This window comes from Vogesella aquatica (assembly GCF_028548455.1).
Taxonomy (GTDB): domain Bacteria; phylum Pseudomonadota; class Gammaproteobacteria; order Burkholderiales; family Chromobacteriaceae; genus Vogesella; species Vogesella aquatica.
On sequence record NZ_JAQQLF010000001.1, the window covers coordinates 230187 to 250816 of the forward strand.

A 20630-nucleotide genomic window follows, 5' to 3' on the forward strand; every position below is an offset into this window, starting at 1 on the left:
CATCGCGGCTGTCAGCAAGCAAAAGGCCCCGCCAACTGGCGGGGCCTTGTGCTTTGTACCGTGTATGCAGCGGCGCTTACTTGCCCTGCAGCGCGTCGGCCGCCTGTTTCACCGCGTCCACCTGCTGTTTGGCCTCGTCGATCTGCTGGCCCAGCTCCGGGTTCAGGATAGCCGCCGCCGCGCCCACGCGTTTGGCCACGCCCAGTGCGGCGCTGGCTTGTTCTTTCAGCTTGCCGGCACTGCCCATTGCGGCGCTAGCCTGCTGTTTCAGCTCGCCCAGCGGCGCGCTGCTGTCCTGCACCACCTGGTGTGCGCCACCAATGGCCGCCGAGGCCTGCTGCTGCAGCTGGCTGGTCTGCTCGGCCGTGCACCCCGCCAGCGCGGCGGCGGACAACAGGGCGATCGTCAGCTTGTTCATGCCTTTCTCCTTGAGTATGCGGCCGGGCAGTGCCCATGCACCTTGCGGCCAACTTGTCGCGTTCAGCATAGAGTAAACCACGCTGCCGACAGTTCCATCACCCGTCTATGCTGAAAGCTCCCCACCTGCCGGAGACTTGCCCCATGGATACCAGCCTTCACACCCTGTGCACCCTGTTTGCCCAGCTGGGCCTGCCGGACAGCCCCACCGACATCCGCGCCTTCATCGCCAGCCACCCCTTGCCGGCCGATACCGCCATCGAGGACGCGCCGCTCTGGACCAGCGCCCAGGCCGCTTTCCTGAAACAGGCGCTGGACGACGACGCCGACTGGGCCGAGCTGGTAGACACGTTGGCCGCGCGCTTGCAGCAAGCCTGAGTGCATTTGCGCAAGTGACTGATTCCGCTATACTTCCGCCCCTTGCCACACCACCCACCGCAGGAAGTACCAGATGAGTCTGTTGCCGCACCAGGTCGAGCTGCTCTCGCCCGCCAAAAACATCGACATCGGCCGCGAAGCCATCCTGCACGGCGCCGACGCCGTGTACATCGGCGGCCCCAGCTTTGGCGCGCGGCACAACGCCTGTAACAGCGTGGCCGATATTGCCCAGCTGGTGCAGTTTGCCCACCGCTACCACGCGCGTATCTTCACCACGCTGAACACCATCCTGCACGACGCCGAGCTGGACGCCGCCCGCACGCTGATCTGGCAGCTGTACGACGCCGGCGTGGACGCGCTGATCGTGCAGGATATGGGCATCCTGCAGATGGACCTGCCGCCGATCCAGCTGCACGCGTCTACCCAGTGCGACATCCGCGACGCCGACAAGGCCCGCTTCCTGTCCGACGCCGGCTTTAGCCAGATCGTGCTGGCGCGCGAGCTGACCATTCCGCAGATCGCCAAGATCTCGCAAGTGGTGGCCGAAGGCGCCGACCCGGCCGCCATCGAATACTTCATCCACGGCGCGCTGTGCGTGGCGTTTTCCGGCCAGTGCTACATCAGCCACGCCGACACCGGCCGCAGCGCCAACCGTGGCGACTGCTCGCAGGCCTGCCGCCTGCCGTACACGCTGACCGACGAAAAAGGCGGCGTGGTGGCCTTCGACAAGCACCTGCTGTCGATGAAAGACAACAACCAGAGCGCCAACCTGGAAGCGCTGCTGGACGCCGGCGTGCGCTCGCTGAAGATCGAAGGCCGCTACAAGGACGTGAGCTACGTGAAGAACATCACCGCCCACTACCGCCTGCTGCTGGACGAAATCTTCGAGCGCCGCCCCGAGCTGGCCCCGGCCGCCAGCGGCAGCAGCGAAATCTTCTTCACGCCCGACCCGGACAAAACCTTCCACCGTGGCGCCACCGACTACTTTGCCACCGGCCGCAAGCAGGACATCGGCGCCTTTGACTCGCCCAAGTTCGTGGGCGTACAGCTGGGCACCGTGCACCAGGTAGGCGACGGCTGGGTGGACATTGCCACCGCCGAGCAGATGAGCAACGGCGACGGCATCAACTTCATGAAAAAGCGCGACGTGGTGGGCATGCAGCTCAACACCGTCAAGCAGATCGGCCACGTGCCGGGCGGCGACAAGCTGTGGCGCTGCGTACCCAACGACCCGGTGCTGCTGGCCGGCCTGAAACCCGGCACCGACATCAGCCGCAACCGCGACCACGCCTGGGAGCTGGCGCTGCTGAAAAAATCCGCCGAGCGCCGCATCGGCGTATGGGCCACGCTGGCCGACACCGCCAGCGGCCTGACGCTGACGCTGACCGACGCCGACGGCTGTAGCGCCACCGCTGCGGCCAACGTAGCGCTGGAGCCGGCCAAGGACCCCGCCCGCGCCGAAAGCAGCCTGCGCGACGCCGTGGCCAAACTGGGCAACACCCTGTTCTACGCCCACGACGTGGCGCTGCAGCTGGCACAGCCGTGGTTCGTGCCGGCCTCGGTCATCAACGGCCTGCGCCGCGACGCGGTAGACAAGCTGGAAGCCGCCAGGTTGGCCGCATGGGCGCGCCCGCAGCGCAAAGCCGAGCTGCACCCGGCACCGCGCTTCCCCGAGCAAAACCTGAGCTACCTGGCCAACGTATACAACGCGCTGGCGTGGGACTTCTACAAAAAGCACGGCGTGGAAGTCATCGAGCCGGCCTACGAAGCGCATCAGGAAGAAGGCGAAGTATCGCTGATGATTACCAAGCACTGCCTGCGCTTCTCGTACAACCTGTGCCCCAAGCAGGCCAAGGGCGTGAAAGGCGTGATGGGCCAGGTGCGCGCCGACCCCATGGTGCTGAAATCGGGCGACGAAACCTACACGCTGAAGTTCGAATGCCGCCCGTGCGAAATGCACGTGATGGGCAAGATGAAAAAGCACATCCTGAAAACCCCGCCGCCAAGCGATATCCCCGCCACCGCGCCGATTACCTTCTTCAAGCAGCGCCCGGCGTCGTAAACCGGGCCCGCGGCCAACCTTGGCCGCAGGGCAGGGAGCCAGCGCATCACCAAGGTACAAGGGCAAGCCGTCTGGCTTGCCCTTGTTGCAGGCGCCTATCCACTGAAGCGGCAGGGATAGGGCAGGCAAAGGCCACAGGCCGTGCCCACCAAACTGAGCGAGGCCTTGTGGGCACGCTGCGCTTTGCCCACCCTGCTTGCTGCTGGCACAATGCCATTTTCATTGCGCCCGGCCTGCCGGTGCGGCCAACCCGGAGCCCTGTCATGAAGCACCCGCTCGCCTGTCTGTTCGCGCTGCTGCCACCGCTGGTGCTCGCCAGCGAGATCGTCGTGACCGCCCCGGCGCCCGAGGCCGCAGCAGCGCGTACGCCGCAAACGTGCGCCTTTCCCGGCCTGCAGCTGCCGGCCAACACCGTGGTGTACGCCGCCGGCGGCTACAGCGGCAAAGCGCTGGATTACGAGATCGACCAGAGCGGCAACAGCGCCGGCATGATGGACGTCACCGTGCACAACCCCGAGCAACCGGTGGTGCTGATGCTGGGCGCCTACGACCCCACCGTGTGGCGGCTATACCGCAGCAGCAGCACCCGCATCCTGGCGGTATTACTCACCGGCTACCACCGCCAGGCCATGGTCGGCCTGCCGGCCGGTACCCCCACCCTGATCAGCTATTACGACAATAACGGCGCCTGTGGCTCACACTATGTGGATGCCGATAACCTGAAGCCGCTGAACCCGCTATCGCGCCAGCTATTCGGCCGCGCCGTCAGCCGCGTGTACCTGGCGCAGGAAGGCAGCATCAGCATCGGCGTGCCCATACCTGCCGGTACCGTGCTGCAAAGCGAAAACAGCCAGCAGTCACAACCGTTCCGCGACCGCAGCGCACCGCTGGCCGGCGCCGCCGGGTTGGTGCAAGCGCTGCAACGCGGCCAACTGCGCCGTGCCGGGCCCGCCGACGCCCAGGCCTGGGCCAAAGCTGTAGCCAGCAAACAGCCGCCTGCCGATGTGCCACCAATCGCCGGTAGCCGCGCCGGCAGGCTGAAAGTGCCCGAATTCCACGACGGCTACGTGGTGCTGCGCCGCTTTACCTACCCCGCCGGCCTATACGGCGCCCATGCCGTCACCTTCTTCATCCCGGCCGGCGTGCCCACCCCAAACGGCAACCCCGGCCACTCGGCGGTATACGACTTCAACACCCTGCAATGCCACGGCGGCCTGTGCGATGCACAGTAAGCGCCCCGCGAAAGAACACCCTATGGCACGCTGGCGCTCGCCCTGCTACCGGCCGGCGCCACGCAGTGGCCAAGCGGCCACTACCTGCACAAACATCAACGCTGAGCCCGCCATGCCCGACACCTTCTTCGATCGCGCCCATCACCACTGGCAACAACACGCGCAGCCGTGGCTGGCACAGCTGGACGCCGGCCACCATGCCGGGTGCTGGCACGGCGCCGCAGCCAGCCTGCAACACGCCATCACGCTGGCCGACTGGCAAGCCGCCCTGCAAGCGTTGCCACCGCGACAGCCACGGCAACGCTTGGCTTGCCAGCACTACCGGCAACCGCCCGCTGCCGCGCCGTGCTGGGTTTACCAATGCCTCAGCGGCAACGATGAGCACGCGCACTGGCAGGAAACCCTGACCCTGCAGCAGCAAGCCGACGGCCGCTGGCAAGTAGCCGGCTACTTTGTCCGCCCCGCAGACGGGCAGCAGGGTTGAACCCGGCAGTGCCCGGCCTTGGCCACAAGTGACATTGCCGGCACCGATGATGCTAACCCGGTTCAACGAGCTGCGCCTTTTCCGGGGCTAGACACTTATGCAATAACGCCCAGAATAGGGGTAATAGGTGATTTATGAAGAATGTGATGGCATTTTTTCTGTTACTTGCTTTTTAAGCAAATGGCTATGCAGTAAACATTTTGAAGCCGATTGTCAAATCCGCTGCGAATGATTGTGAAGTTGGATTTTCCCTAACAAAACCGATGCACGGCTATTTGTTAAGTTTAGAATCCGCATCAAAGGATGGTTTTGGTTTGCGGTACCAATTGTCTTTTTCGCACGATGACGATTTGCCTAAAGGTACGACGTTACTGTTCAAGTTAAAGGGGCTCTATCTAGCATACGGGCGCTACGCAATGACCCTGTCAAAATTCGGCGTCTCGGGTTATATGGAGTTCAACTTTTATAGACAGGGTTCTATGGGGGTAGTAGATGTTTTTGACTTTCAACCCGGCTCTTCTGGCTATGGCGATTTTTCGAAAAAAATAGCGACTTGCAAGTTTGCCCTGTAAACCGTTCCGGCTCGGATAAGCCCTCGGCGTACCCGGAAAGCTGTTATCGATAGCGTGACGCACGCGCCATACAGCTGCGCCGCACCCTTATCAGCACAGCGTTTTACCCCACTGTGCATGTTTTGCACCACGGCGTGTGAACTGTCATCTTGCAGTCATGTTGCCGCCGTAGCCTGCGCTCAGGTGGTGCCGCAGGCACGGCCTGAGCTGGCTGGGCAGCCTGCATCACCCCGCCATCAGCCCTTTGCCCCCGGCACCGGTAGCACCCGCAGAGGTGCATGCTGAAGGGGAAATCGTCATGCTCACATTTGTCTTGCTGTCTGTCCTGCTCACACTGGCTTGGGGTTGGAGGCTGTACCGCAGTTATCGCCATATCCGCCTGCAATCGCGGCTGGCTTTTCTGGCCTACACTCCGTTACCGGATGGCGTTCGCCAGCGCTGGCGCGCCCGTTACCCTGCGCTCAGCCCGCAAGAGGCAGCGCGGGTAGAGCAGGGCTTGCAGCAGTTTTTCCGGCTGTTTGCCCGTAACAACAAGCAGGCACTGGCCATGCCGTCGCACACGGTAGATGCACTGTGGCACGAGTTCATCCTGGATACCCGAGCCTACCAGGCATTCTGCCAAGAGGCGTTTGGTCGCTTCCTGCACCACACCCCTACCGACAGCAGCAACCGCAAGCAGCAGCAAGCCATGCTGCGCCAAAGCTGGTACGGCGCCTGCCACGACGAAGGCTTGGCCTGGCAGCAGCCTGTGCAGCTGCCATTGCTGTTTGCCCTCGACTACGAGCTGGGCCTGGCTGACGCCTTCGATCCTGGCCTGCTGTTCCCGCCTGCCGCCCCCGCCAGCGATAGCCTGTATGGCGGCACAGAGAGCAGTGGCGATAGCGGCAGCGACAGCAGTTGCAGCAGCTGTAGCGGTTGTGGCGGCGACTAGGTACCACGCACGGTGTGGACCCCACACCCATTTTTATCGCCAGCACGGTTCCCGCAATGATGACCCTTTACCGTTATCCGGCCAGCTGCGCTGTCGTCCTCTGCGCAGGTTGCTAACCACAGAGCCTCGCCATCATGCAACCACGCTTCCTCCGCCAAGCCACTATCCGCAGCAGCCCGCGGCTGCAACAGCTGGCCACCGCCTACGATCTGCCGCTTTACCTTACCGACTGGACCCTGCCATTCACCCAGCCGGTTACCTGCCTGATCGGCGATAACGGTGTCGGCAAATCCGTGCTGCTGGAAGGGCTGGCCCGATGCCTGGGTTTTGACGCCGCCGGCGGGCCGCTATCGGTGAACCCGCAGCGTACGCTACCGCAGGATGTCTTCTTCGAAGACGAATTGCGCGTTATCCGCCATTTCCGTCGCCCCAAAGCAGGCTATTTTTTCCGGGCGGAAACCTTCCACCAGCTAGCAAGCTACATTGACGACACCGGCTATCTGGGCGGCTATGGCGGCGTACCCTTGCACCGGCTATCGCATGGCCAGGCCTTCATGACCCTGTTGCAGCACAAATTCAACGCAGACGGCCTGTACCTGCTGGATGAACCCGAAGCCGCCTTGTCACCCATGCTGCAGCTAGCTGCCGCCAGGCTGATTTACGAGTTAGCCTGCCAAGGGGCACAGTTCCTCATCGTGACCCACTCACCCGTACTGATGGCCATCCCCGACGCCAGCCTGCTGCAACTGCAGCGCGACAGTATCCAGCCGGTTGCCTATCAGGACACCGAGCACTACATCGTGATGAAGCGCTTTTACGGCGATACCGACGCCTACCTGCGCCACAACCTGGGGTGGTAACCCACCGCCTGCCCCTGCGGCCAACCTTGGCCGCGCGGCAAGCTGCTACCATGCCGCGTCGCGTTCCCCATCACACCACACCGCATGACACCTATCGATCGCCTGATTGCGCTGGCCGACGGCCAGGTTTTTGTCCGCCACTGGCCGGTAGCCGGCAGCACGCTGGCGCCGATTGTGCTGCTGCACGATTCGCTGGGCTGCGTGGCGCTGTGGCGGGATTTCCCCGCGCAGCTGGCGGCGGCCAGCGGGCGCGACGTCATCGCTTACGACCGGCTGGGCTACGGCCAGTCCAGCCCGCGCCTGGCGCCGGCGCAGCCGGACTTCATCGAGCAGGAGGCAATCACGCTGCTGCCGGCGCTGTTGGCCGCGCTGGGGCTGACGCGCTACGTGCTGTTTGGCCACAGCGTGGGCGGCGGCATGGCGCTGACGCACGCGGCGCAGGCGGCGGGCTGTGTGGCGGTGGTGTCGGAATCGGCGCAGGCGTTTGTGGAGGCGCGCACGCGCGAGGGCATTGTGGCGGCCAAGACGGGCTTTGCCGAGGCGGCGCAGTTTGCGCGGCTGACGCGCTGGCACGGCGAGCGGGCGCGCTGGGTGCTGGACGCGTGGACGGAAACCTGGCTGCTACCGCTGTTTGACGACTGGTCGCTGTCACCGTGGCTGGCACGGGTGCACTGCCCGGTGCTGGCGATACACGGCGACCTGGACGAGTTCGGCTCGCACGCCTTCCCGCGCCGCATCGCGGCCGAGGTGGCCGGGCCGTCGCAGCTGCTGTTGCTGGATAACTGCGGCCACGTGCCGCACCGCGAGCTGCCGCAGGCGGTGCTGGCCGGGATATGCGGCTTCCTGCAGCAGCATGGCGTCTGCTGACACCGCGTCACCGCGCTTTACTACCGCCAGGCCAGGCGGGGGCAAGGCCAATGCGCCACGCCGCGGGTAAAACTGATGCGCCACCCACGGTGACAGCCCGCGTACTACCAGCCGGCACCGTCGGCAAAGTGCTCGCCCAGAAAATCGACAAAACAGCGCACCTTGGCCGACAGCCCCAGCCGCTGCGGGTACAGCGCCCAGATATCGGCCGGCGCGCCGTGCCAGGCAGGCAGCAGGCGCTGCAGGCGGCCGCTGTGCAGGTAGGGCGTAACGTCCCACAGCGAGCGCAACAGCACGCCGTGGCCATCCAGCGCCCAGTTCACTGCCGTTTCGCCATCGTTACTGGATAGTGCGCCAGCCACTTTCACGGTCTGCGCCTGGCTGCCGCTATGCAGCACCCAGTTGCCCCAGATGTCGTCGTTTTCGCGCACCACGATGCACTGGTGCTGGCGCAAATCGGCAGGGTCCTGCGGGGTAGGGTGCTGCGCCAGGTACAGCGGCGAGGCGCACAGGATGCGGCGGTTGGCCGCAATGCGCCGCGCGTGGATGCGGGCGTCGGGTGGCGGGCCAAAGCGGATGCTCACGTCAAAGCTGCCCTCGCTCAGCGCCGGCATGCGGTCGCTCAGGTGCAGCTGCAACTCTACCTGCGGATAACGGCGCACAAAAGCCGACACCAGCGGCGCGATGTGGCGGCGGCCAAACCCCAGCGTGGCGTTCACGCGCAGCAGGCCTTGCGGCGCACCGCTGCTGGCCATCAGCTCGCCTTCCAGCTCGCCCAGCTCCGCCAGCAAAGGTTGGCCGCGCGCCAGATAGCGCTCGCCCTCCGGCGTCAGCGCCAGGCTGCGCGTGGTGCGGTTCAGCAGGCGCACGCCCAGGCGGCGCTCCAGGGCGGCCAGGCGGCGGCTGGCCGCCGGCGGGGTTATGCCCAGCTGCTGCGCGGTGGCGGTGAGGCTGCCGCACTGCATCAGGCGGCAAAAAAACGCCAAGTCGGCGATGGGGTCCATTCGTGCGCTCGGTTTAATAATGGCTTGTTGGTGGCGGAATTATAGCCAGCCATGGCGGGTATACACTGCCTGCTTTCGGGCTATCGGGTGGCGTTGTCATGCATATGGATGTCTTTACCCTGCTGGGGGCACTGGCAGAAGGGGTGCTGCTGGGCGCCATACTGGGCGGCCTGGGTGGCCTGCTGGGTATCGGTGGCGGCATTCTGGCCATACCGCTGCTGGGCGGGCTGTTCGGCATGAACCAGACGCTGGCACAGGGCACGGCACTGGTGATGATGGTGCCCAATGTGATGCTGGGTTTCTGGCGCTACCGCCAGCGCAGCCCGTTTCCGCTGCTGCTGGCAGTGCGCATTGGCGCGCTGTCCATTGTGGCTACCTGGTTGGCCGCACAGCTGGCGCTGGGGCTGGACAAAGCGCTGCTACGCCAGGTATTTGCCGCTTTCATGCTGGCGCTGGGTGTGTACTTCTGGCGGGCGGCGGGGCAGGCGGCAGCGGCCAACAGCACACCGTGGCCGGCGCGCTTTCTGCCGGGGGTGGGGCTGGTCGGCGGCGCGTGCGGCGGCTTTTTTGGCGTGGGTTCGGGCATTGTCGCCGCGCCCATTCTGGTACGCGGCTTTGGCAAGAGCCAGGCCGAGGCCCAGGGCCTGGCGCTGGCGCTGGTGGTGCCGGCGGCGCTGGTGGCGCTAGGCAGCTATGGCCAGGCCGGGCAGGTAGACTGGCCACTGGGCCTGGCGCTGGCACTGGGCGGCGTGATGACGGTATCGCCCGGCGTGGCGCTGGCCTACCGCCTGCCAGCGGCGCTGCTGCGCCGGCTGTTTGCGCTGATGCTGTGGCTCACGGCGGGGCTGACGCTGTGGCTGGCCTAAGCCGCTAGCGCAGCGGCAGCCTGCTGCCGTGGTCTTTCAGCGTTTTCATGATGATGTAGGAACACATCTCGCGCATGCCGGGCAGCTTGTTGAGGCGGTTCACCATAAAGTCGGAAAACGCCGTCAGGTTGGCCGCACGGATATGCAGGATATAGTTGCAGCTCCCGGTAACCACGTGGGCGATGCTCACTTCGTCAAAAGCCATGACTTCGGCCTGGAAGGTTTCGTGCCAGCCCGGCTGGCTGTGGTCCAGCGTGACGTGCACGATGGCATTCAGCTCGAAACCCAGCCGTGCTGCGTCCAGCTGCGCGTGGTAGCCGGCAATCAGGCCGGCGTCTTCCAGCGCGCGCACGCGGCGCAGGCAGGCCGACGGCGACAGCGCCACGCGCTCGGCCAGGTCCTGGTTGCTCAGGCGGCCGTTGTCTTGCAGCGCAGCCAGAATGCGCCAGTCCAGGGTATCCAGTTGCATGGTGAATTTCCTGCGAAAAAGAGTGCCATATACACACTATCCTGCGGAAACCCGGGCGGCAAGTACCGGTGTTTGCCATTTTCTGTACCGCCGTGCGGGCTAGCATAAACAGGTCTTCCACCCACGCCGGCCCTGCCGGCAAGCGAGTACCCGCATGATTACCCGAGCACACTGCCAGGCGGCCGACGCCCTGGATACGCTGGCCGGTTTTCGCCAGCAGTTCGCCCTGCCACCGGGCGTGATCTACCTGGATGGCAATTCTCTGGGCGCCCGCCCGCACAGTGCCCTGCTACGCAGCCAGCAGGTAGTGGCGCAGGAATGGGGCGACGGCCTGATACGCAGCTGGAACGACGCCGGCTGGTTCGACCTGCCCGCCCGCCTGGGCGACAAGCTGGGCCAGCTGATCGGCGCCGCCCCGGGTGAAACGGTGGTAACCGACACCACCTCGCTCAACCTGTTCAAGGCGCTGGCCGCCGCGCTGCGCATCCAGCAGCAAGACCGCCCCGCGCGACGCGTGATCGTGTCCGAGCGCGATAATTTCCCCACCGATCTGTACATGATCGAAGGCCTGATGGACTTGTTGCAGCAAGGCTACAGCCTGCGTCTGGTCGACGAGCAGCTGCCGCTGGACGTCGCGCTGGATGGCGACGTGGCCGTACTGTTGCTGTCGCACGTGAACTACCGCACCGGTGCCATGTACGACATGGCCGCCGTCAGCGCCCGCGCCCGCGCCAACGGCACGCTCACCCTGTGGGACCTGGCCCACGCCGCCGGGGCGGTGCCGGTGACGCTGAACGCCAGCGGTGCCGACTTCGCCGTAGGCTGTACCTACAAATACCTGAACGGCGGCCCCGGCTCGCCAGCCTTTATCTGGGTAGCGCCAGCGCACCAGGACCGCTTCTGGCAGCCGCTGTCGGGCTGGTGGGGTCACCAGCAACCGTTTGCCATGCAGCCGGCGTATCAGGCGGCCAGCGGCATACGCCGTTTCCTGTGCGGTACCCAGCCGATTAGCGCCATGGCCATGGTGGAGTGCGGGCTGGACATCGCGCTGCAGGCCGACATGCACGCCATCCGCGCCAAATCGCTGGCGCTGGGCGACTTGTTCATTACCCTGGTGGCGCAGCAGTGCGGCCAGCATCCGCTCACGCTAATCACCCCGCGCGAGCACGCGGCGCGCGGCAGCCACGTCAGCTTCTGCCACCCGCACGGCTACGAGGTGATGCAAACGCTGATCGCCCGTGGTGTTATCGGCGACTACCGCGAGCCGGCCGTGCTGCGCTTTGGCCTGACGCCGCTGTACCTGAGCCACACCGATATCTGGGACGCAGTCGCCACTCTGCAAGACATCCTGGACAGCGAAAGCTGGCGCCAGCCGCAGTACCAGCAACGTACGGCCGTGACCTGAGCCCGCGCGTGCGGCCAACCCTGGCACCCGGCCCAGGGTTGGCCGCAATAATCTACAAGCGAACGGCGGCGATTTACGCTATCAGTAAGGCATGAGCGCCGCCTCCACCATCCGCTACTGGCAAACCCCGCTGTTACCCGGCGTGGAGCTGTGCCGTGCGCGCCATCTGGATTTCAGCTACGGCCGCCACGTGCACCTGGACTACCACATCGGCCTGGTGCAGTACGGCGGCCAGCGCTTCATCCACAAGGGCAGCAGCCACGCGCTGGTAGCCGGCACGCTGTCCACGGTAAATCCGGACGAAGTACACGACGGCCTGAGCCTGCTGCCGGAAGGCTACGAAGTGCGTGTGTTCTCGCTGCCACCGGCACAATTGGCCGCACTGCTGCCGCAGGCCGACGGCCGTTTCTTTGCCACGCCGCTGCTGGCGCGCCCCGACCTGTACGCCGGCTTTGCCCGCCTGCACGCCTGGCTGGAACAGCCGGCCATCGACCCGCTACTGATAGAGCAAGAAACGCTACGCCTGCTGGCCACGCTATTCAGCCTGCCGGGCCAGCCACACAGCCTGTCTGCGCCGCAGCTGCAACACCTGCGCGACTACCTGATGGCGCAGCTGGACGCCCGCCACACGCTGGAAGACCTCGCCGCCCAGCTGGGGCTGGGGCGCTTCGCCTTCCTGCGCCAGTTCAAGCAGCGCACCGGCATCACCCCCTACGCCTGGCTCAAACGCCTGCGGCTGGAGCAGGGCAAGAAATTGCTGGCCAGCGGCCTGGCTGTCAGCGAAGTGGCACTGGCGGTGGGCTTTTTCGACCAGAGCCATTTTCACCATGGTTTTCGCCAGGCCTACGGCCTGACCCCGGCGCAGTTCCGCCAGCAGATGGCGGGCTAAACACAGCAAAGCAACACCCCTGCTAGCGTGTCGGCAAGGGGGTTATGGAAGTGCCGCGATCAGTGCGGCGGGTGGCCCGGGCCGCCGGGCCAGACCGGCACCAGCACCCAGGCCGGTTCGCGGTCGGTATGCCAGGCCGGGGGTTGGCCGCTGCGCCAGGCTGCACTGGATGCAGTTTCGGCACTATGGCCCTTGGCCACCATGCACTGCTGGTAAGCCAGGTTGTAGCGGTACTGGCGCTGTGCCTGGGTAGCCTGTGCCGATTGCTGGCCACCCAATACCCCCGCCAGCAAGCCGATGCCGGCGCCCTGGGCGGCGGCGTGGCGGTTACCGCCCAGCAGGGCGCCAGCTGCTGCCCCGGTGGCCACACCGGCGAGCACGCTGTTGGCCGCGACTTCGTCTGCACTATTCCCCGTATCCAGGCTGGCCGCGTGACGTCGGCAGCGCTGCTCGTCCAGCAAGAACTGTTCGAAGGTGGTTTTCTTGCCCGGCATCACGCTCACCGTGGGCCCGGTGACGGCAGGCGGCGGCAGGGGCGTGGTGCAGGCGGCAAGTAGCAGGCAAAGCAGGGGACAGACGGCTTTCATGACGCGTTCCGGCAACAGCTGACGATAGCCAGTGTGGCAGCGGAACTTATCCACACCATGTCCGGCTGGTACGCCTATCGCTATAAAACCGTACACGCATCGCGTGCAATCGTTTACAAGCCAGCGCGCTACCCTGCGGTCACACTGGGCACTTCCTTATCTGCGTGAAGGTTTTGCCATGCCGACCGAACTGTTTCTTACCCTGGGCCTGCTGCACGTGGTGATGCTGGCCAGCCCCGGCCCCGACTTTGCACTGGTACTGCGCAGCAGCCACCACCGCCCGCTGGCGCTGGGCGCAGCGTTGGGCATTGCGCTGGCCATCTTGCTGCACAGCCTGCTCAGCCTCACCGGCATCAGCGTGCTGCTGTCTGCCGCACCGGGCTTGTTTGCCGCGCTGAAACTGCTGGGTGCGCTGTATCTGGGCTGGCTGGCACTAGGCGCACTGCGCGCTGCCCGCCAACCCGCCGCCGCGGCCAACCCTGCTGCCGGCAGCACGCGCGGCAGCGTGGGGCAGGGCATCCGTCAGGGGCTGGCCACCAATCTGCTGAACCCCAAGGCGCTGCTGTACTTTGTCGGCCTGCTGGCCGCCATGGTGTCGCCGCAGGTCGGGCTGGCCGCGCGCACCCTGCTGGCAGGCGAGTTGTTCGTGCTGTCGCTGCTGTGGTTCGGTGCGCTGGCGTGGTGCCTGTCGTCGCCGCGGGTACAGGCGCGGCTGGCCGGCAGCCAGCCGCTGGTGAACCTGGCCAGTGGCGTGCTGTTTGGCCTGGTAAGCCTGACGATTCTGCTGGAGCTGGCCGGCGGGCTGCCAGCACTGGGTTAGCGCCTGTTAACACTATTTCTGGCGGAGGTGCAGGCTCGAGCCGTTTTCCAAGGCGGCCAACCTTTAGCAGTGTGGCCTGCCATAATCAGCGGCGGTTATCGAACCGTGGCACCGGCTTGCCGTCTGGCCATGCAAGGCAAATAATGGGTGCCCACCATCACGCGGCCACGCCGCCCGGGCCCCACCATGTATAGCGATGACGACCTGAACGCCGCGGTAAACGCCGGCATCTTCAGCCAGGAGGCCGTACACGACTTCCGCAGCCTGGTAGAACAGCGCCAGCACACTGCGCTGGCGGATGAAGAACACTTCCGCCTGCTGTCCGGCTTTAACGATATTTTTGTGGTCATCGCCTGCACCCTGCTGCTGGGCTCGGTAGCGTGGCTGGGCAGCCTGCTGGCACCGGCGGCCGGTGCCGCGGCGGTGGCCGCCGGTGCCTGGGGGCTGGCCGAGTACTTTGTCCGCCGCCGCCGCATGGCGCTGCCGGCCATTGCGCTGCTGGGGGCGTTTGTCGTGGCCTGCCCGGTAAGCATCCTCGCACTGCTGGGGCAAGACAACCGGCCGGACGAGCTGATGGTGCTGGCCGGCGGCGGCAGTGCCGCGCTGGCTGCCTGGCTGCACTGGCGGCGCTTCCGCGTGCCGCTAACCGTGGCGGCAGGTACCGGCGCGCTGCTGCTCACGATCATCGGCTTGCTGTTCAGTGCCATACCCGCCCTGCGGCAATACACCGCGCCCATGCTACTTGCCGGTGGTATGGCGACCTTTGCGCTGGCCATGTTCTGGGACAAACAAGACCCGGCGCGCCTGCAGCGCCAGTCCGACGTGGCCTTCTGGCTGCACCTGCTGGCCGCGCCGCTGATGGTGCACTCGTTTTTTGACATGCTGGGCATTTTGCAAGGCACTGCCAGCCTGCCGGCGCTGATCGCCGTGCTGGGGCTATACGGGCTGTTTGCCGTGGTATCACTGGCCATAGACCGGCGTGCGCTGATGGTGTCGGCGCTGGCTTATGTGCTGTACGCCTTCAGCCACCTGCTGCAAACCGCCGGCCTGGCTGCCGATGGGTTTGCCGTGGCCGGCCTGCTGATCGGCGGTGGCCTGCTGACCTTGTCCGCCTTCTGGCAACACTGCCGCCGCGCCTTGCTGCCGCGTTTGCCGGCGCGCTGGCTGGCTAGCCTGCCGCCACTGCAATAGGCCACATCATGCGCAAACTTTGGCTACGACTGTGGCGCGACCCGGCCACGCGCTGGCCACTGCAGATGCTGATCGTGCTGTTGTTGTTGATGCTGGCGGTGTGGCTGTTCGAGCTGGACGCACCGCTGGGCTACCAGCTGCCACTACCGACCGGTGGCAGTGTGGCGGCCTGAGCCTGCCCACCCGGGCAAGCCACGCGACAAAGCCGGCGCGCAGGCGTAAGGTAGCGTCTTGCCCATGACAGGAGCTTGCCATGACAGGTCCCGCCCGCGCTGGTGCCTTGATCTACGCCCGCCACCTCGCCAGGTTGGCCGCCTTCTACCAGCAGCTGCTCGGCATGCAGCTGCTGCACGGCGACGCCGAACACCAGGTGCTGGCCAACGCCGATTTCCAGCTGATCGTGCACGCCATGCCGCCGCACCTTGCGGCCAACGTGCACATCGACACCCCGCCACAACCGCGTAGCGAACAAGCCATCAAGCTGTTCTTTACCGTGCCCAGCCTGGCCGACGCCGCCCAGCTGATTGCCGCGCAGGGCGGGGCGCTGTACCGCGAACGCTACCAGGGGCCGGGCTTTACCGTGTGTAACGGGCACGACCCGGAAGGCAATATCTTCCACCTGCGCGAAAACCACGCCGCACAAGCCAGCCAGGAGCCAACATGCAACTGAACGACATTCCGTTTGGCACCACCGACTGGGCCACCATCCCGCGTACCGAACACCCTGGCGATAGCGGCACCGCCTGGTGGCGTACCTGCCAGTTCGGCACCGTTCGCGTGCGCATGGTGGAATACAGCCCTGGCTACCTGGCCGACCACTGGTGCCACAAAGGCCACATCCTGCTGTGCCTCAGCGGCGAGCTGCATACCGAGCTGGCCGACGGCCGCCGCTTTGTGCTGACGCCGGGCACCAGCTACCAGGTAGCCGACCACGCCGAGCCGCATCGTTCGTCCACCCCGGTGGGCGCCACGCTGTTTATTGTCGATTAGGCGCAGCACATGGACGCCCGTACTACAAGCAACGCCGACGGCGCCTGTGAGCCGTTTGCCGCCGACAGCGTACCCTGGGAAAGTTATCAACAGGGCAGCCGCTTCGGCGTGCGTTATCAACAGCTGGGCAGCTTTGGCGGCGCGCAGCACGTCGGCGTCTGCCGCGAAGAACTGGCGCCGGGCAAACAGGCTTGCCCGCTGCACTACCACATGCAGGAAGAAGAACACCTGCTGATTCTGGATGGCGAGCTCACCCTGCTGCTGGGCGAACAGCGCTACCGCATGCAAAGCGGCGACTACGTGTGCTTTCCAGCCGGCCAGCAGGTAGGCCACGCGCTGTACAACCACAGCGATACGCCTTGCCGCTACCTGATCATCGGCGAGCGCAACCCGCACGACGTGGTGGTGTACCCGGAAAGCGGCCGCGTCGGTGTGCGTAGCCTGGGGCAGGGCTTCGACAGCAAAGCCACCATGGCCTACTGGGACGGCCAGGCCGGCAGCGACGGCACCACCGCCTGAGCCACTCCGCCGCCCGCTGCGGCCAACCTTTCACGGAGCACATATGGCTAGCACCCACGACCTGATCACCCGCCACTGGGCGCTGGCCAATGCCCGCGACTGGGCAGCGTTTGCCAGCACGCTGCACCCGGGCCTCGAATACCGCGTACCGCAAACCCGCGAGCTGATTCGCGGCATCGACGCCTTCGTCGCCTTTTACGCCACCTACCCGGGCGACTGGACGGTCACCATCACGCGGCTGATCGCCGACGGCGACAGCGCCGTCACCAGCACCGCGTTCCACGTGGAACAACACACGCTGACCGGCATCGCCTTCTTCACGCTGAAAGACAGCCTGATCTGGCGCATCGACGACTGGTGGCCGGAAGACTACAGCCCGCCACCACGGCAGGTGGCGGTGGAACGCTACTAGGGCTTGCTGGCAGGGATCGCCCTGCTGCGCCCGGTTTCTCGCGCATTGCCGCCGCCTGACAAGCGCCGCAGCATCAAAAATAGCGTTAACAGGCCCGAAAGCGCCGCATGAAAAAACCGCCCAGAAAGGGCGGTTTTGTGTTGCATACGCAGCGCGCACTCAAGCCACGTTGCGCACCCGCACGATGATGTCCACCCGCTCCAGCGCGGTGCCGGGCGGCAGCTCGGGCAGGGGGCCGGCCAGTTGCAGCGGCTGGTGCACGTCGGTCAGCTCGCCGGTATCGGCGTTGTAGCAGTGCGGATGCGGCGCGGTGTTGGAGTCGTACACGCGCTTGCCGTTATCCACCACCAGCTCCTGCACCAGGCCTTTCTGGCTGAACAGCTTCAGCGTGTTGTACACCGTGGCGCGCGAGATGTCCGGCGTGAGGCTACCCACACGCAGCAGCAGCTCGTCGGCGCTCAGGTGGCAGTGCTCGGCAAACAGCTCGCAGGCAATCAGCAGGCGCTGGCTGGTGAGCGGAATACCGGCTTCGGCCAGCTTGCGGGCAATATCGTGGTGCAGGGTCATGGTGTATCAGGCCGGGCTTGCACCCGGCCTGCCGCTGGGGAAAGGGTTAGTTGAACGGCTTCGGTGCCGGGGTCTTGTCGCTGGATGGCGGCAGGATAGGCAGCTTGAAGTCGGGCTGCTTGCCGGTGAGCGTATGCAGGAAAGACACCACATCGTCCAGCTCCTGTTTGCTGAACTCGCGGCCCAGCTGCAGCTTGCCCATGGTATCCACCGCCTGGTGCAGGGTGGCAGCCTCGCCGTCGTGGAAGTACGGATAAGTCAGCGCCACGTTACGCAGCGTGGGCACCTTGAAATTCATGCGGTCGGCGTCCTTGCCGGTTACCGCTACCCGACCCTCGGCGGTATTGGTGGTGATGTACGGTTTGACCAGGCCCATTTTCTGGAACGAGTTGCCGCCCACCGCCGGGCCGTTGTGGCAGGCCACACAGCCAGCAGTCTTGAAGGTCTGGTAGCCGCGCAGCTCTTGCGCGCTCAGCGCCTTCTTGTTGCCCTTCAGCCATTGGTCAAAGCGCGAATCGGGCGTGACCAGCGTGTCTTCAAAGGCGGCAATGGACTGCGTCACGCGGTCGATATTGACCTTGCCATCGCCAAATACCTGCTTGAACTCGGTGACGTATTGCGGAATCGACGCCAGCACGTCTACCGCCAGCTCGTGGGTAAACGCCATCTCGCCAGGGTTGGCAATGGGGCCACCCGCCTGTTCTTTCAGGTCTTTGGCGCGGCCATCCCAGAACTGCGCCAGATTAAGGCTGGAGTTCAGCACCGTTGGCGAGTTGATCGGGCCTTTTTGCCAGTTATGGCCGATGGACGTTTTCAGGTTGTCGGTGCCACCCATGGACAGGTTGTGGCAGGAGTTACAGGAAATGAAACCCGAGCGCGACAGCCGCACATCAAAGTACAGTTTCTTGCCCAGCTCGGCCATGGCCGGGTTTTTCACCTTGGCCGCCTTGATGGGCTGGATAGGCTCATTGGCCGGCGCAGCAGCCTGAACCAGGGCAATACCCCCACCCAGGGCGAAACAGGCACTGATAGCCAGTACGATCTTTTTCATGATGACGCTCCTTCATGCAGACGAGAGAGAAAGGGCGGAAGGGTGGGGCTTCCGGTTTAGACTGTGTCTAAAAACTGAACCCAGTCTAAAGCGGCAGAAAAAGGCGGGCTTGATCAGGGTCAAGTATCGAAGCGGTAGCCTTATAACGCAGGAATTGCATGAAACAACGTGACGCTCAGGCCGCACGGCGGCCATTACGCTACCTGTGGGCCGCCCCCGCCAGCACCATCGGCCTGCTGCTGGCGCTGCCCTTATGGCTGGCCGGTGGCCGTGCGCAGCGCTGCGACGGCGTGCTGGAGGTGGCCGCCCCGCCGTGGCGCCAGCTGGCACGGCTGCCGTTTTGTGCCATCACGCTGGGCCACGTGGTGCTGGGTATCAGCCCGGCCGTGCTGGTGCACTGGCGGCAGCACGAACACATCCATGTACGGCAGTACGAGCGCTGGGGCGGGCTGATGCTGCTGGCTTACCCGGCGGCCAGCCTGTGGCAGTGGCTACGCGGGCGGCGGCCGTATCTCGACAACCCGTTCGAGCGCGAAGCGCGTGGCGAAGCGGCAAACCGCAGGTGAAAGTGCGGCCAACTACGGCTAAAATGCCGCCTTCACTTAGCGGGAGGCCGCCATGAGCGACAGCGTAACAATCGAAGACATCATCGTGGGCGAGGGCAAGGCCGCCGAGCGCGGCGCCCTGATCACCGCGCACTACACCGGCTGGCTGGAAGACGGCACCGAATTCGACAGCTCGCAGCGCAAGGGTCAGCCGTTCGAGTGCATTCTCAGCAACAAGCGCGTGATCCAGGGCTGGATCCAGGGCCTGGCCGGCATGCGCGTGGGCGGCAAACGCAAGCTGTGGGTGCCGGCGGCGCTGGCCTACGGCGAGCGCCAGGTGGGCGACATGATCCCGCCCAACAGCAACCTGCTGTTCGAGATCGAACTGCTCAGCGTGCTGACGCGCGACGACTAAAGCCGCAGCCAAACGCCCGGCAGGCGCAACAGGCCACGCAGGGCGTTGATTTTAGGGGCCAGGCGTACTTGAAACCCGCCAACCCGGCAGCATCTGTCCGGCATCCCCCACCGAAAGGTTGCCATGCCCGCTTACCAGCTCGCCCAACTCAATATCGCCACCTTGCTGGCACCACTCGATTCGCCGCAGCTGCACGACTTTACGGCCAACCTTGAGCGCATCAACGCGCTGGGCGAAGCCTCGCCCGGCTTTGTGTGGCGGCTGAAAGACGAAGCCGGCGACGCCACCGCCTTTCGCCCGTTTGGCGACGACGTCATCGTCAACATGTCGGTATGGCAAGACATCGACACCCTGGCCGACTTTGCCTACCGCAGCGAGCACGTGGACTTTTTCCGCCGCCGCCGCGAGTGGTTTGCCCGCATGGAGACCCCCGGCCAGGTGCTGTGGTGGGTGCCGCACGGCCATCGCCCCACGCTGGCAGAGGCTGCCGACCGCCTGGCGCAGCTGGCACAACACGGCCCCGGCCCCGGCGCGTTTACCTTTGCCCGCCGCTTCGACGCACCGGCAGGCTAAGGTTGGCCGCAGGTACCGGCACGTGCCATGATGTCGTATCGATAGTGCAGGAAAACGCTCATGCAGATACGCCCGTTTACCGAAACCGATACTGACGCCGTGATTGCGCTGTGGCAGGCCTGCGGCCTGACGCGGCCGTGGAACGACCCGCTGCGCGACATCCAGCGCAAACTCGGCGTGCAGCGCGAGCTGTTTCTGGTGGGCGAGGCAGATGGCCAGCTGGTAGCCAGCGCCATGGCCGGCTACGACGGCCACCGTGGCTGGGTAAACTACCTGGCGGTACAGCCCGGCGCGCAGGGCCTGGGCTACGGGCGCGCCATGATGGCGCATATCGAAGCTGCACTGCTGGCGCGTGGCTGCCCCAAACTCAACCTGCAGGTTCGTAGCAGCAACACGGCGGTATTGGCCTTTTACCGCCAGCTGGGCTACGCGCAGGACGAGGCGGTGAGCCTGGGCAAACGGCTGATTGTGGACGGCCCCCAGCCCTAGACCACGCGCACAAAAAAGCCGGCATCCCGTGCCGG

28 protein-coding genes are annotated in these 20630 nt (G+C 65.3%); 22 read left to right on the plus strand and 6 right to left on the minus strand.

The features are described 5' to 3' along the window. Positions 1–76 precede the first annotated feature (76 nt). Entirely contained in the window at positions 77–418 is a 342-nt protein-coding gene (locus PQU95_RS01115) for a hypothetical protein (protein ID WP_272750301.1), read from the minus strand. A 143-nt stretch (positions 419–561) separates the two neighbouring features. On the opposite strand from PQU95_RS01115, the gene PQU95_RS01120 reads away from it, so the two are divergent. The 8 genes from PQU95_RS01120 to PQU95_RS01155 all read left to right on the plus strand — a co-directional run bounded on the left by PQU95_RS01120 (position 562) and on the right by PQU95_RS01155 (position 7803). After that, positions 562–795 carry a DUF2789 domain-containing protein gene (locus PQU95_RS01120; protein WP_272750302.1) on the plus strand — a complete coding sequence of 78 codons (234 nt, stop codon included), beginning with the start codon at positions 562–564 and terminating at the stop codon, positions 793–795. Between the two features lie 73 nt (positions 796–868). Next, positions 869–2857: a peptidase U32 family protein gene (locus tag PQU95_RS01125; RefSeq protein ID WP_272750304.1), complete on the plus strand. Its 1989-nt coding sequence runs from the start codon at positions 869–871 to the stop codon at positions 2855–2857. Positions 2858–3120: 263 nt separating this feature from the next. Then, complete coding sequence (locus tag PQU95_RS01130; protein WP_272750305.1) at positions 3121–4089, plus strand: hypothetical protein; 969 nt, start codon at positions 3121–3123, stop codon at positions 4087–4089. 112 nt (positions 4090–4201) lie between these two features. Next, on the plus strand, positions 4202–4573 hold the full coding sequence (locus tag PQU95_RS01135; protein WP_272750306.1) for a DUF4019 domain-containing protein: 372 nt from the start codon (positions 4202–4204) through the stop codon (positions 4571–4573). A 200-nt stretch (positions 4574–4773) separates the two neighbouring features. After that, positions 4774–5145 (plus strand): hypothetical protein, encoded by a 372-nt coding sequence (locus PQU95_RS01140; RefSeq protein WP_272750307.1) that lies wholly within the window; start codon positions 4774–4776, stop codon positions 5143–5145. 298 nt (positions 5146–5443) lie between these two features. Continuing rightward, positions 5444–6076, plus strand: a complete 633-nt coding sequence (locus PQU95_RS01145; protein ID WP_272750308.1) for a glycine-rich domain-containing protein — start codon at positions 5444–5446, stop codon at positions 6074–6076. A gap of 134 nt (positions 6077–6210) precedes the next feature. Beyond that, on the plus strand, positions 6211–6936 hold the full coding sequence (locus tag PQU95_RS01150) for an AAA family ATPase (RefSeq protein ID WP_272750309.1): 726 nt from the start codon (positions 6211–6213) through the stop codon (positions 6934–6936). Positions 6937–7020: 84 nt separating this feature from the next. Then, a complete protein-coding gene (locus PQU95_RS01155) occupies positions 7021–7803 on the plus strand; it encodes an alpha/beta fold hydrolase (protein ID WP_272750310.1) in 783 nt (260 codons plus the stop codon). 104 nt (positions 7804–7907) lie between these two features. Here the strand turns inward: PQU95_RS01155 and PQU95_RS01160 are convergent, their stop codons facing one another. Continuing rightward, positions 7908–8807 (minus strand): LysR family transcriptional regulator, encoded by a 900-nt coding sequence (locus tag PQU95_RS01160; protein ID WP_272750311.1) that lies wholly within the window; start codon positions 8805–8807, stop codon positions 7908–7910. Between the two features lie 98 nt (positions 8808–8905). Here PQU95_RS01160 and PQU95_RS01165 point away from each other — a divergent pair, with 98 nt between their 5' ends. Then, the gene (locus tag PQU95_RS01165; RefSeq protein WP_272750312.1) at positions 8906–9673 is read left to right on the plus strand and encodes a sulfite exporter TauE/SafE family protein; all 768 of its coding nucleotides are present in this window, start codon (positions 8906–8908) and stop codon (positions 9671–9673) included. Between the two features lie 4 nt (positions 9674–9677). Here the strand turns inward: PQU95_RS01165 and PQU95_RS01170 are convergent, their stop codons facing one another. Beyond that, positions 9678–10142, minus strand: coding sequence for an Lrp/AsnC family transcriptional regulator (locus tag PQU95_RS01170; protein ID WP_272750313.1), 465 nt, complete (start codon positions 10140–10142; stop codon positions 9678–9680). A gap of 154 nt (positions 10143–10296) precedes the next feature. Here PQU95_RS01170 and kynU point away from each other — a divergent pair, with 154 nt between their 5' ends. Then, positions 10297–11547 (plus strand): kynureninase, encoded by a 1251-nt coding sequence (kynU, locus tag PQU95_RS01175; RefSeq protein ID WP_272750314.1) that lies wholly within the window; start codon positions 10297–10299, stop codon positions 11545–11547. Positions 11548–11638: 91 nt separating this feature from the next. Continuing rightward, the gene (locus tag PQU95_RS01180; protein WP_272750315.1) at positions 11639–12436 is read left to right on the plus strand and encodes a helix-turn-helix transcriptional regulator; all 798 of its coding nucleotides are present in this window, start codon (positions 11639–11641) and stop codon (positions 12434–12436) included. 59 nt (positions 12437–12495) lie between these two features. On the opposite strand, the gene PQU95_RS01185 is transcribed toward PQU95_RS01180, so the two are convergent. After that, positions 12496–13023, minus strand: a complete 528-nt coding sequence (locus tag PQU95_RS01185; protein WP_272750316.1) for a glycine zipper family protein — start codon at positions 13021–13023, stop codon at positions 12496–12498. Positions 13024–13201: 178 nt separating this feature from the next. Between PQU95_RS01185 and PQU95_RS01190 the strand changes: the two genes are divergently transcribed. The 7 genes from PQU95_RS01190 (at position 13202) to PQU95_RS01220 (ending at position 16955) form a co-directional block, all read left to right on the plus strand. After that, positions 13202–13843, plus strand: a complete 642-nt coding sequence (locus tag PQU95_RS01190; RefSeq protein ID WP_272750317.1) for a LysE family transporter — start codon at positions 13202–13204, stop codon at positions 13841–13843. Positions 13844–14029: 186 nt separating this feature from the next. Beyond that, complete coding sequence (locus tag PQU95_RS01195) at positions 14030–15034, plus strand: hypothetical protein (protein ID WP_272750318.1); 1005 nt, start codon at positions 14030–14032, stop codon at positions 15032–15034. A gap of 8 nt (positions 15035–15042) precedes the next feature. Further along, positions 15043–15207, plus strand: coding sequence for a hypothetical protein (locus PQU95_RS01200; RefSeq protein WP_272750319.1), 165 nt, complete (start codon positions 15043–15045; stop codon positions 15205–15207). Positions 15208–15287: 80 nt separating this feature from the next. Continuing rightward, a complete protein-coding gene (locus PQU95_RS01205; protein WP_272750320.1) occupies positions 15288–15704 on the plus strand; it encodes a VOC family protein in 417 nt (138 codons plus the stop codon). Further along, on the plus strand, positions 15695–16024 hold the full coding sequence (locus PQU95_RS01210; RefSeq protein WP_272750321.1) for a DHCW motif cupin fold protein: 330 nt from the start codon (positions 15695–15697) through the stop codon (positions 16022–16024). The genes PQU95_RS01205 and PQU95_RS01210 overlap by 10 nt, the downstream gene beginning before the upstream one ends. Positions 16025–16033: 9 nt before the next feature. Further along, positions 16034–16543 carry a cupin domain-containing protein gene (locus tag PQU95_RS01215; RefSeq protein ID WP_272750322.1) on the plus strand — a complete coding sequence of 170 codons (510 nt, stop codon included), beginning with the start codon at positions 16034–16036 and terminating at the stop codon, positions 16541–16543. A gap of 43 nt (positions 16544–16586) precedes the next feature. After that, positions 16587–16955 carry a nuclear transport factor 2 family protein gene (locus PQU95_RS01220; RefSeq protein ID WP_272750323.1) on the plus strand — a complete coding sequence of 123 codons (369 nt, stop codon included), beginning with the start codon at positions 16587–16589 and terminating at the stop codon, positions 16953–16955. A gap of 159 nt (positions 16956–17114) precedes the next feature. Here PQU95_RS01220 and PQU95_RS01225 read toward each other — a convergent pair whose 3' ends face one another. Together PQU95_RS01225 and PQU95_RS01230 are read right to left on the minus strand one after the other, a co-directional pair. After that, the gene (locus tag PQU95_RS01225) at positions 17115–17522 is read right to left on the minus strand and encodes a Fur family transcriptional regulator (protein ID WP_272750324.1); all 408 of its coding nucleotides are present in this window, start codon (positions 17520–17522) and stop codon (positions 17115–17117) included. Between the two features lie 46 nt (positions 17523–17568). Further along, positions 17569–18573 (minus strand): cytochrome-c peroxidase, encoded by a 1005-nt coding sequence (locus PQU95_RS01230; RefSeq protein ID WP_227302033.1) that lies wholly within the window; start codon positions 18571–18573, stop codon positions 17569–17571. A gap of 158 nt (positions 18574–18731) precedes the next feature. On the opposite strand from PQU95_RS01230, the gene PQU95_RS01235 reads away from it, so the two are divergent. The 4 genes from PQU95_RS01235 to PQU95_RS01250 all read left to right on the plus strand — a co-directional run bounded on the left by PQU95_RS01235 (position 18732) and on the right by PQU95_RS01250 (position 20595). Further along, positions 18732–19139 carry a hypothetical protein gene (locus tag PQU95_RS01235; RefSeq protein ID WP_272750326.1) on the plus strand — a complete coding sequence of 136 codons (408 nt, stop codon included), beginning with the start codon at positions 18732–18734 and terminating at the stop codon, positions 19137–19139. Between the two features lie 52 nt (positions 19140–19191). Next, positions 19192–19533 (plus strand): FKBP-type peptidyl-prolyl cis-trans isomerase, encoded by a 342-nt coding sequence (locus PQU95_RS01240; protein WP_272750327.1) that lies wholly within the window; start codon positions 19192–19194, stop codon positions 19531–19533. Between the two features lie 123 nt (positions 19534–19656). After that, the gene (locus tag PQU95_RS01245) at positions 19657–20106 is read left to right on the plus strand and encodes a DUF3291 domain-containing protein (RefSeq protein ID WP_272750328.1); all 450 of its coding nucleotides are present in this window, start codon (positions 19657–19659) and stop codon (positions 20104–20106) included. A 60-nt stretch (positions 20107–20166) separates the two neighbouring features. Next, the gene (locus PQU95_RS01250; protein WP_272750329.1) at positions 20167–20595 is read left to right on the plus strand and encodes a GNAT family acetyltransferase; all 429 of its coding nucleotides are present in this window, start codon (positions 20167–20169) and stop codon (positions 20593–20595) included. The last annotated feature ends 35 nt before the right edge of the window (positions 20596–20630 follow it).

Coding starts and splice junctions, on each gene's coding strand:
- PQU95_RS01225 (WP_272750324.1), bottom strand. CDS start 17,522: ATGACCCTGCACCACGATATTGCCCGCAAGCTGGCCGAAGCCGGTATT.
- PQU95_RS01120 (WP_272750302.1), top strand. CDS start 562: ATGGATACCAGCCTTCACACCCTGTGCACCCTGTTTGCCCAGCTGGGC.
- PQU95_RS01180 (WP_272750315.1), top strand. CDS start 11,639: ATGAGCGCCGCCTCCACCATCCGCTACTGGCAAACCCCGCTGTTACCC.
- PQU95_RS01145 (WP_272750308.1), top strand. CDS start 5,444: ATGCTCACATTTGTCTTGCTGTCTGTCCTGCTCACACTGGCTTGGGGT.
- PQU95_RS01160 (WP_272750311.1), bottom strand. CDS start 8,807: ATGGACCCCATCGCCGACTTGGCGTTTTTTTGCCGCCTGATGCAGTGC.
- PQU95_RS01130 (WP_272750305.1), top strand. CDS start 3,121: ATGAAGCACCCGCTCGCCTGTCTGTTCGCGCTGCTGCCACCGCTGGTG.
- PQU95_RS01235 (WP_272750326.1), top strand. CDS start 18,732: ATGAAACAACGTGACGCTCAGGCCGCACGGCGGCCATTACGCTACCTG.
- PQU95_RS01220 (WP_272750323.1), top strand. CDS start 16,587: ATGGCTAGCACCCACGACCTGATCACCCGCCACTGGGCGCTGGCCAAT.
- PQU95_RS01125 (WP_272750304.1), top strand. CDS start 869: ATGAGTCTGTTGCCGCACCAGGTCGAGCTGCTCTCGCCCGCCAAAAAC.
- PQU95_RS01115 (WP_272750301.1), bottom strand. CDS start 418: ATGAACAAGCTGACGATCGCCCTGTTGTCCGCCGCCGCGCTGGCGGGG.
- PQU95_RS01215 (WP_272750322.1), top strand. CDS start 16,034: ATGGACGCCCGTACTACAAGCAACGCCGACGGCGCCTGTGAGCCGTTT.
- PQU95_RS01190 (WP_272750317.1), top strand. CDS start 13,202: ATGCCGACCGAACTGTTTCTTACCCTGGGCCTGCTGCACGTGGTGATG.
- PQU95_RS01150 (WP_272750309.1), top strand. CDS start 6,211: ATGCAACCACGCTTCCTCCGCCAAGCCACTATCCGCAGCAGCCCGCGG.
- PQU95_RS01250 (WP_272750329.1), top strand. CDS start 20,167: ATGCAGATACGCCCGTTTACCGAAACCGATACTGACGCCGTGATTGCG.
- PQU95_RS01155 (WP_272750310.1), top strand. CDS start 7,021: ATGACACCTATCGATCGCCTGATTGCGCTGGCCGACGGCCAGGTTTTT.
- PQU95_RS01245 (WP_272750328.1), top strand. CDS start 19,657: ATGCCCGCTTACCAGCTCGCCCAACTCAATATCGCCACCTTGCTGGCA.
- PQU95_RS01165 (WP_272750312.1), top strand. CDS start 8,906: ATGCATATGGATGTCTTTACCCTGCTGGGGGCACTGGCAGAAGGGGTG.
- PQU95_RS01210 (WP_272750321.1), top strand. CDS start 15,695: ATGCAACTGAACGACATTCCGTTTGGCACCACCGACTGGGCCACCATC.
- PQU95_RS01230 (WP_227302033.1), bottom strand. CDS start 18,573: ATGAAAAAGATCGTACTGGCTATCAGTGCCTGTTTCGCCCTGGGTGGG.
- PQU95_RS01205 (WP_272750320.1), top strand. CDS start 15,288: ATGACAGGTCCCGCCCGCGCTGGTGCCTTGATCTACGCCCGCCACCTC.
- PQU95_RS01195 (WP_272750318.1), top strand. CDS start 14,030: ATGTATAGCGATGACGACCTGAACGCCGCGGTAAACGCCGGCATCTTC.
- PQU95_RS01200 (WP_272750319.1), top strand. CDS start 15,043: ATGCGCAAACTTTGGCTACGACTGTGGCGCGACCCGGCCACGCGCTGG.
- PQU95_RS01135 (WP_272750306.1), top strand. CDS start 4,202: ATGCCCGACACCTTCTTCGATCGCGCCCATCACCACTGGCAACAACAC.
- PQU95_RS01185 (WP_272750316.1), bottom strand. CDS start 13,023: ATGAAAGCCGTCTGTCCCCTGCTTTGCCTGCTACTTGCCGCCTGCACC.
- PQU95_RS01170 (WP_272750313.1), bottom strand. CDS start 10,142: ATGCAACTGGATACCCTGGACTGGCGCATTCTGGCTGCGCTGCAAGAC.
- PQU95_RS01240 (WP_272750327.1), top strand. CDS start 19,192: ATGAGCGACAGCGTAACAATCGAAGACATCATCGTGGGCGAGGGCAAG.
- kynU (WP_272750314.1), top strand. CDS start 10,297: ATGATTACCCGAGCACACTGCCAGGCGGCCGACGCCCTGGATACGCTG.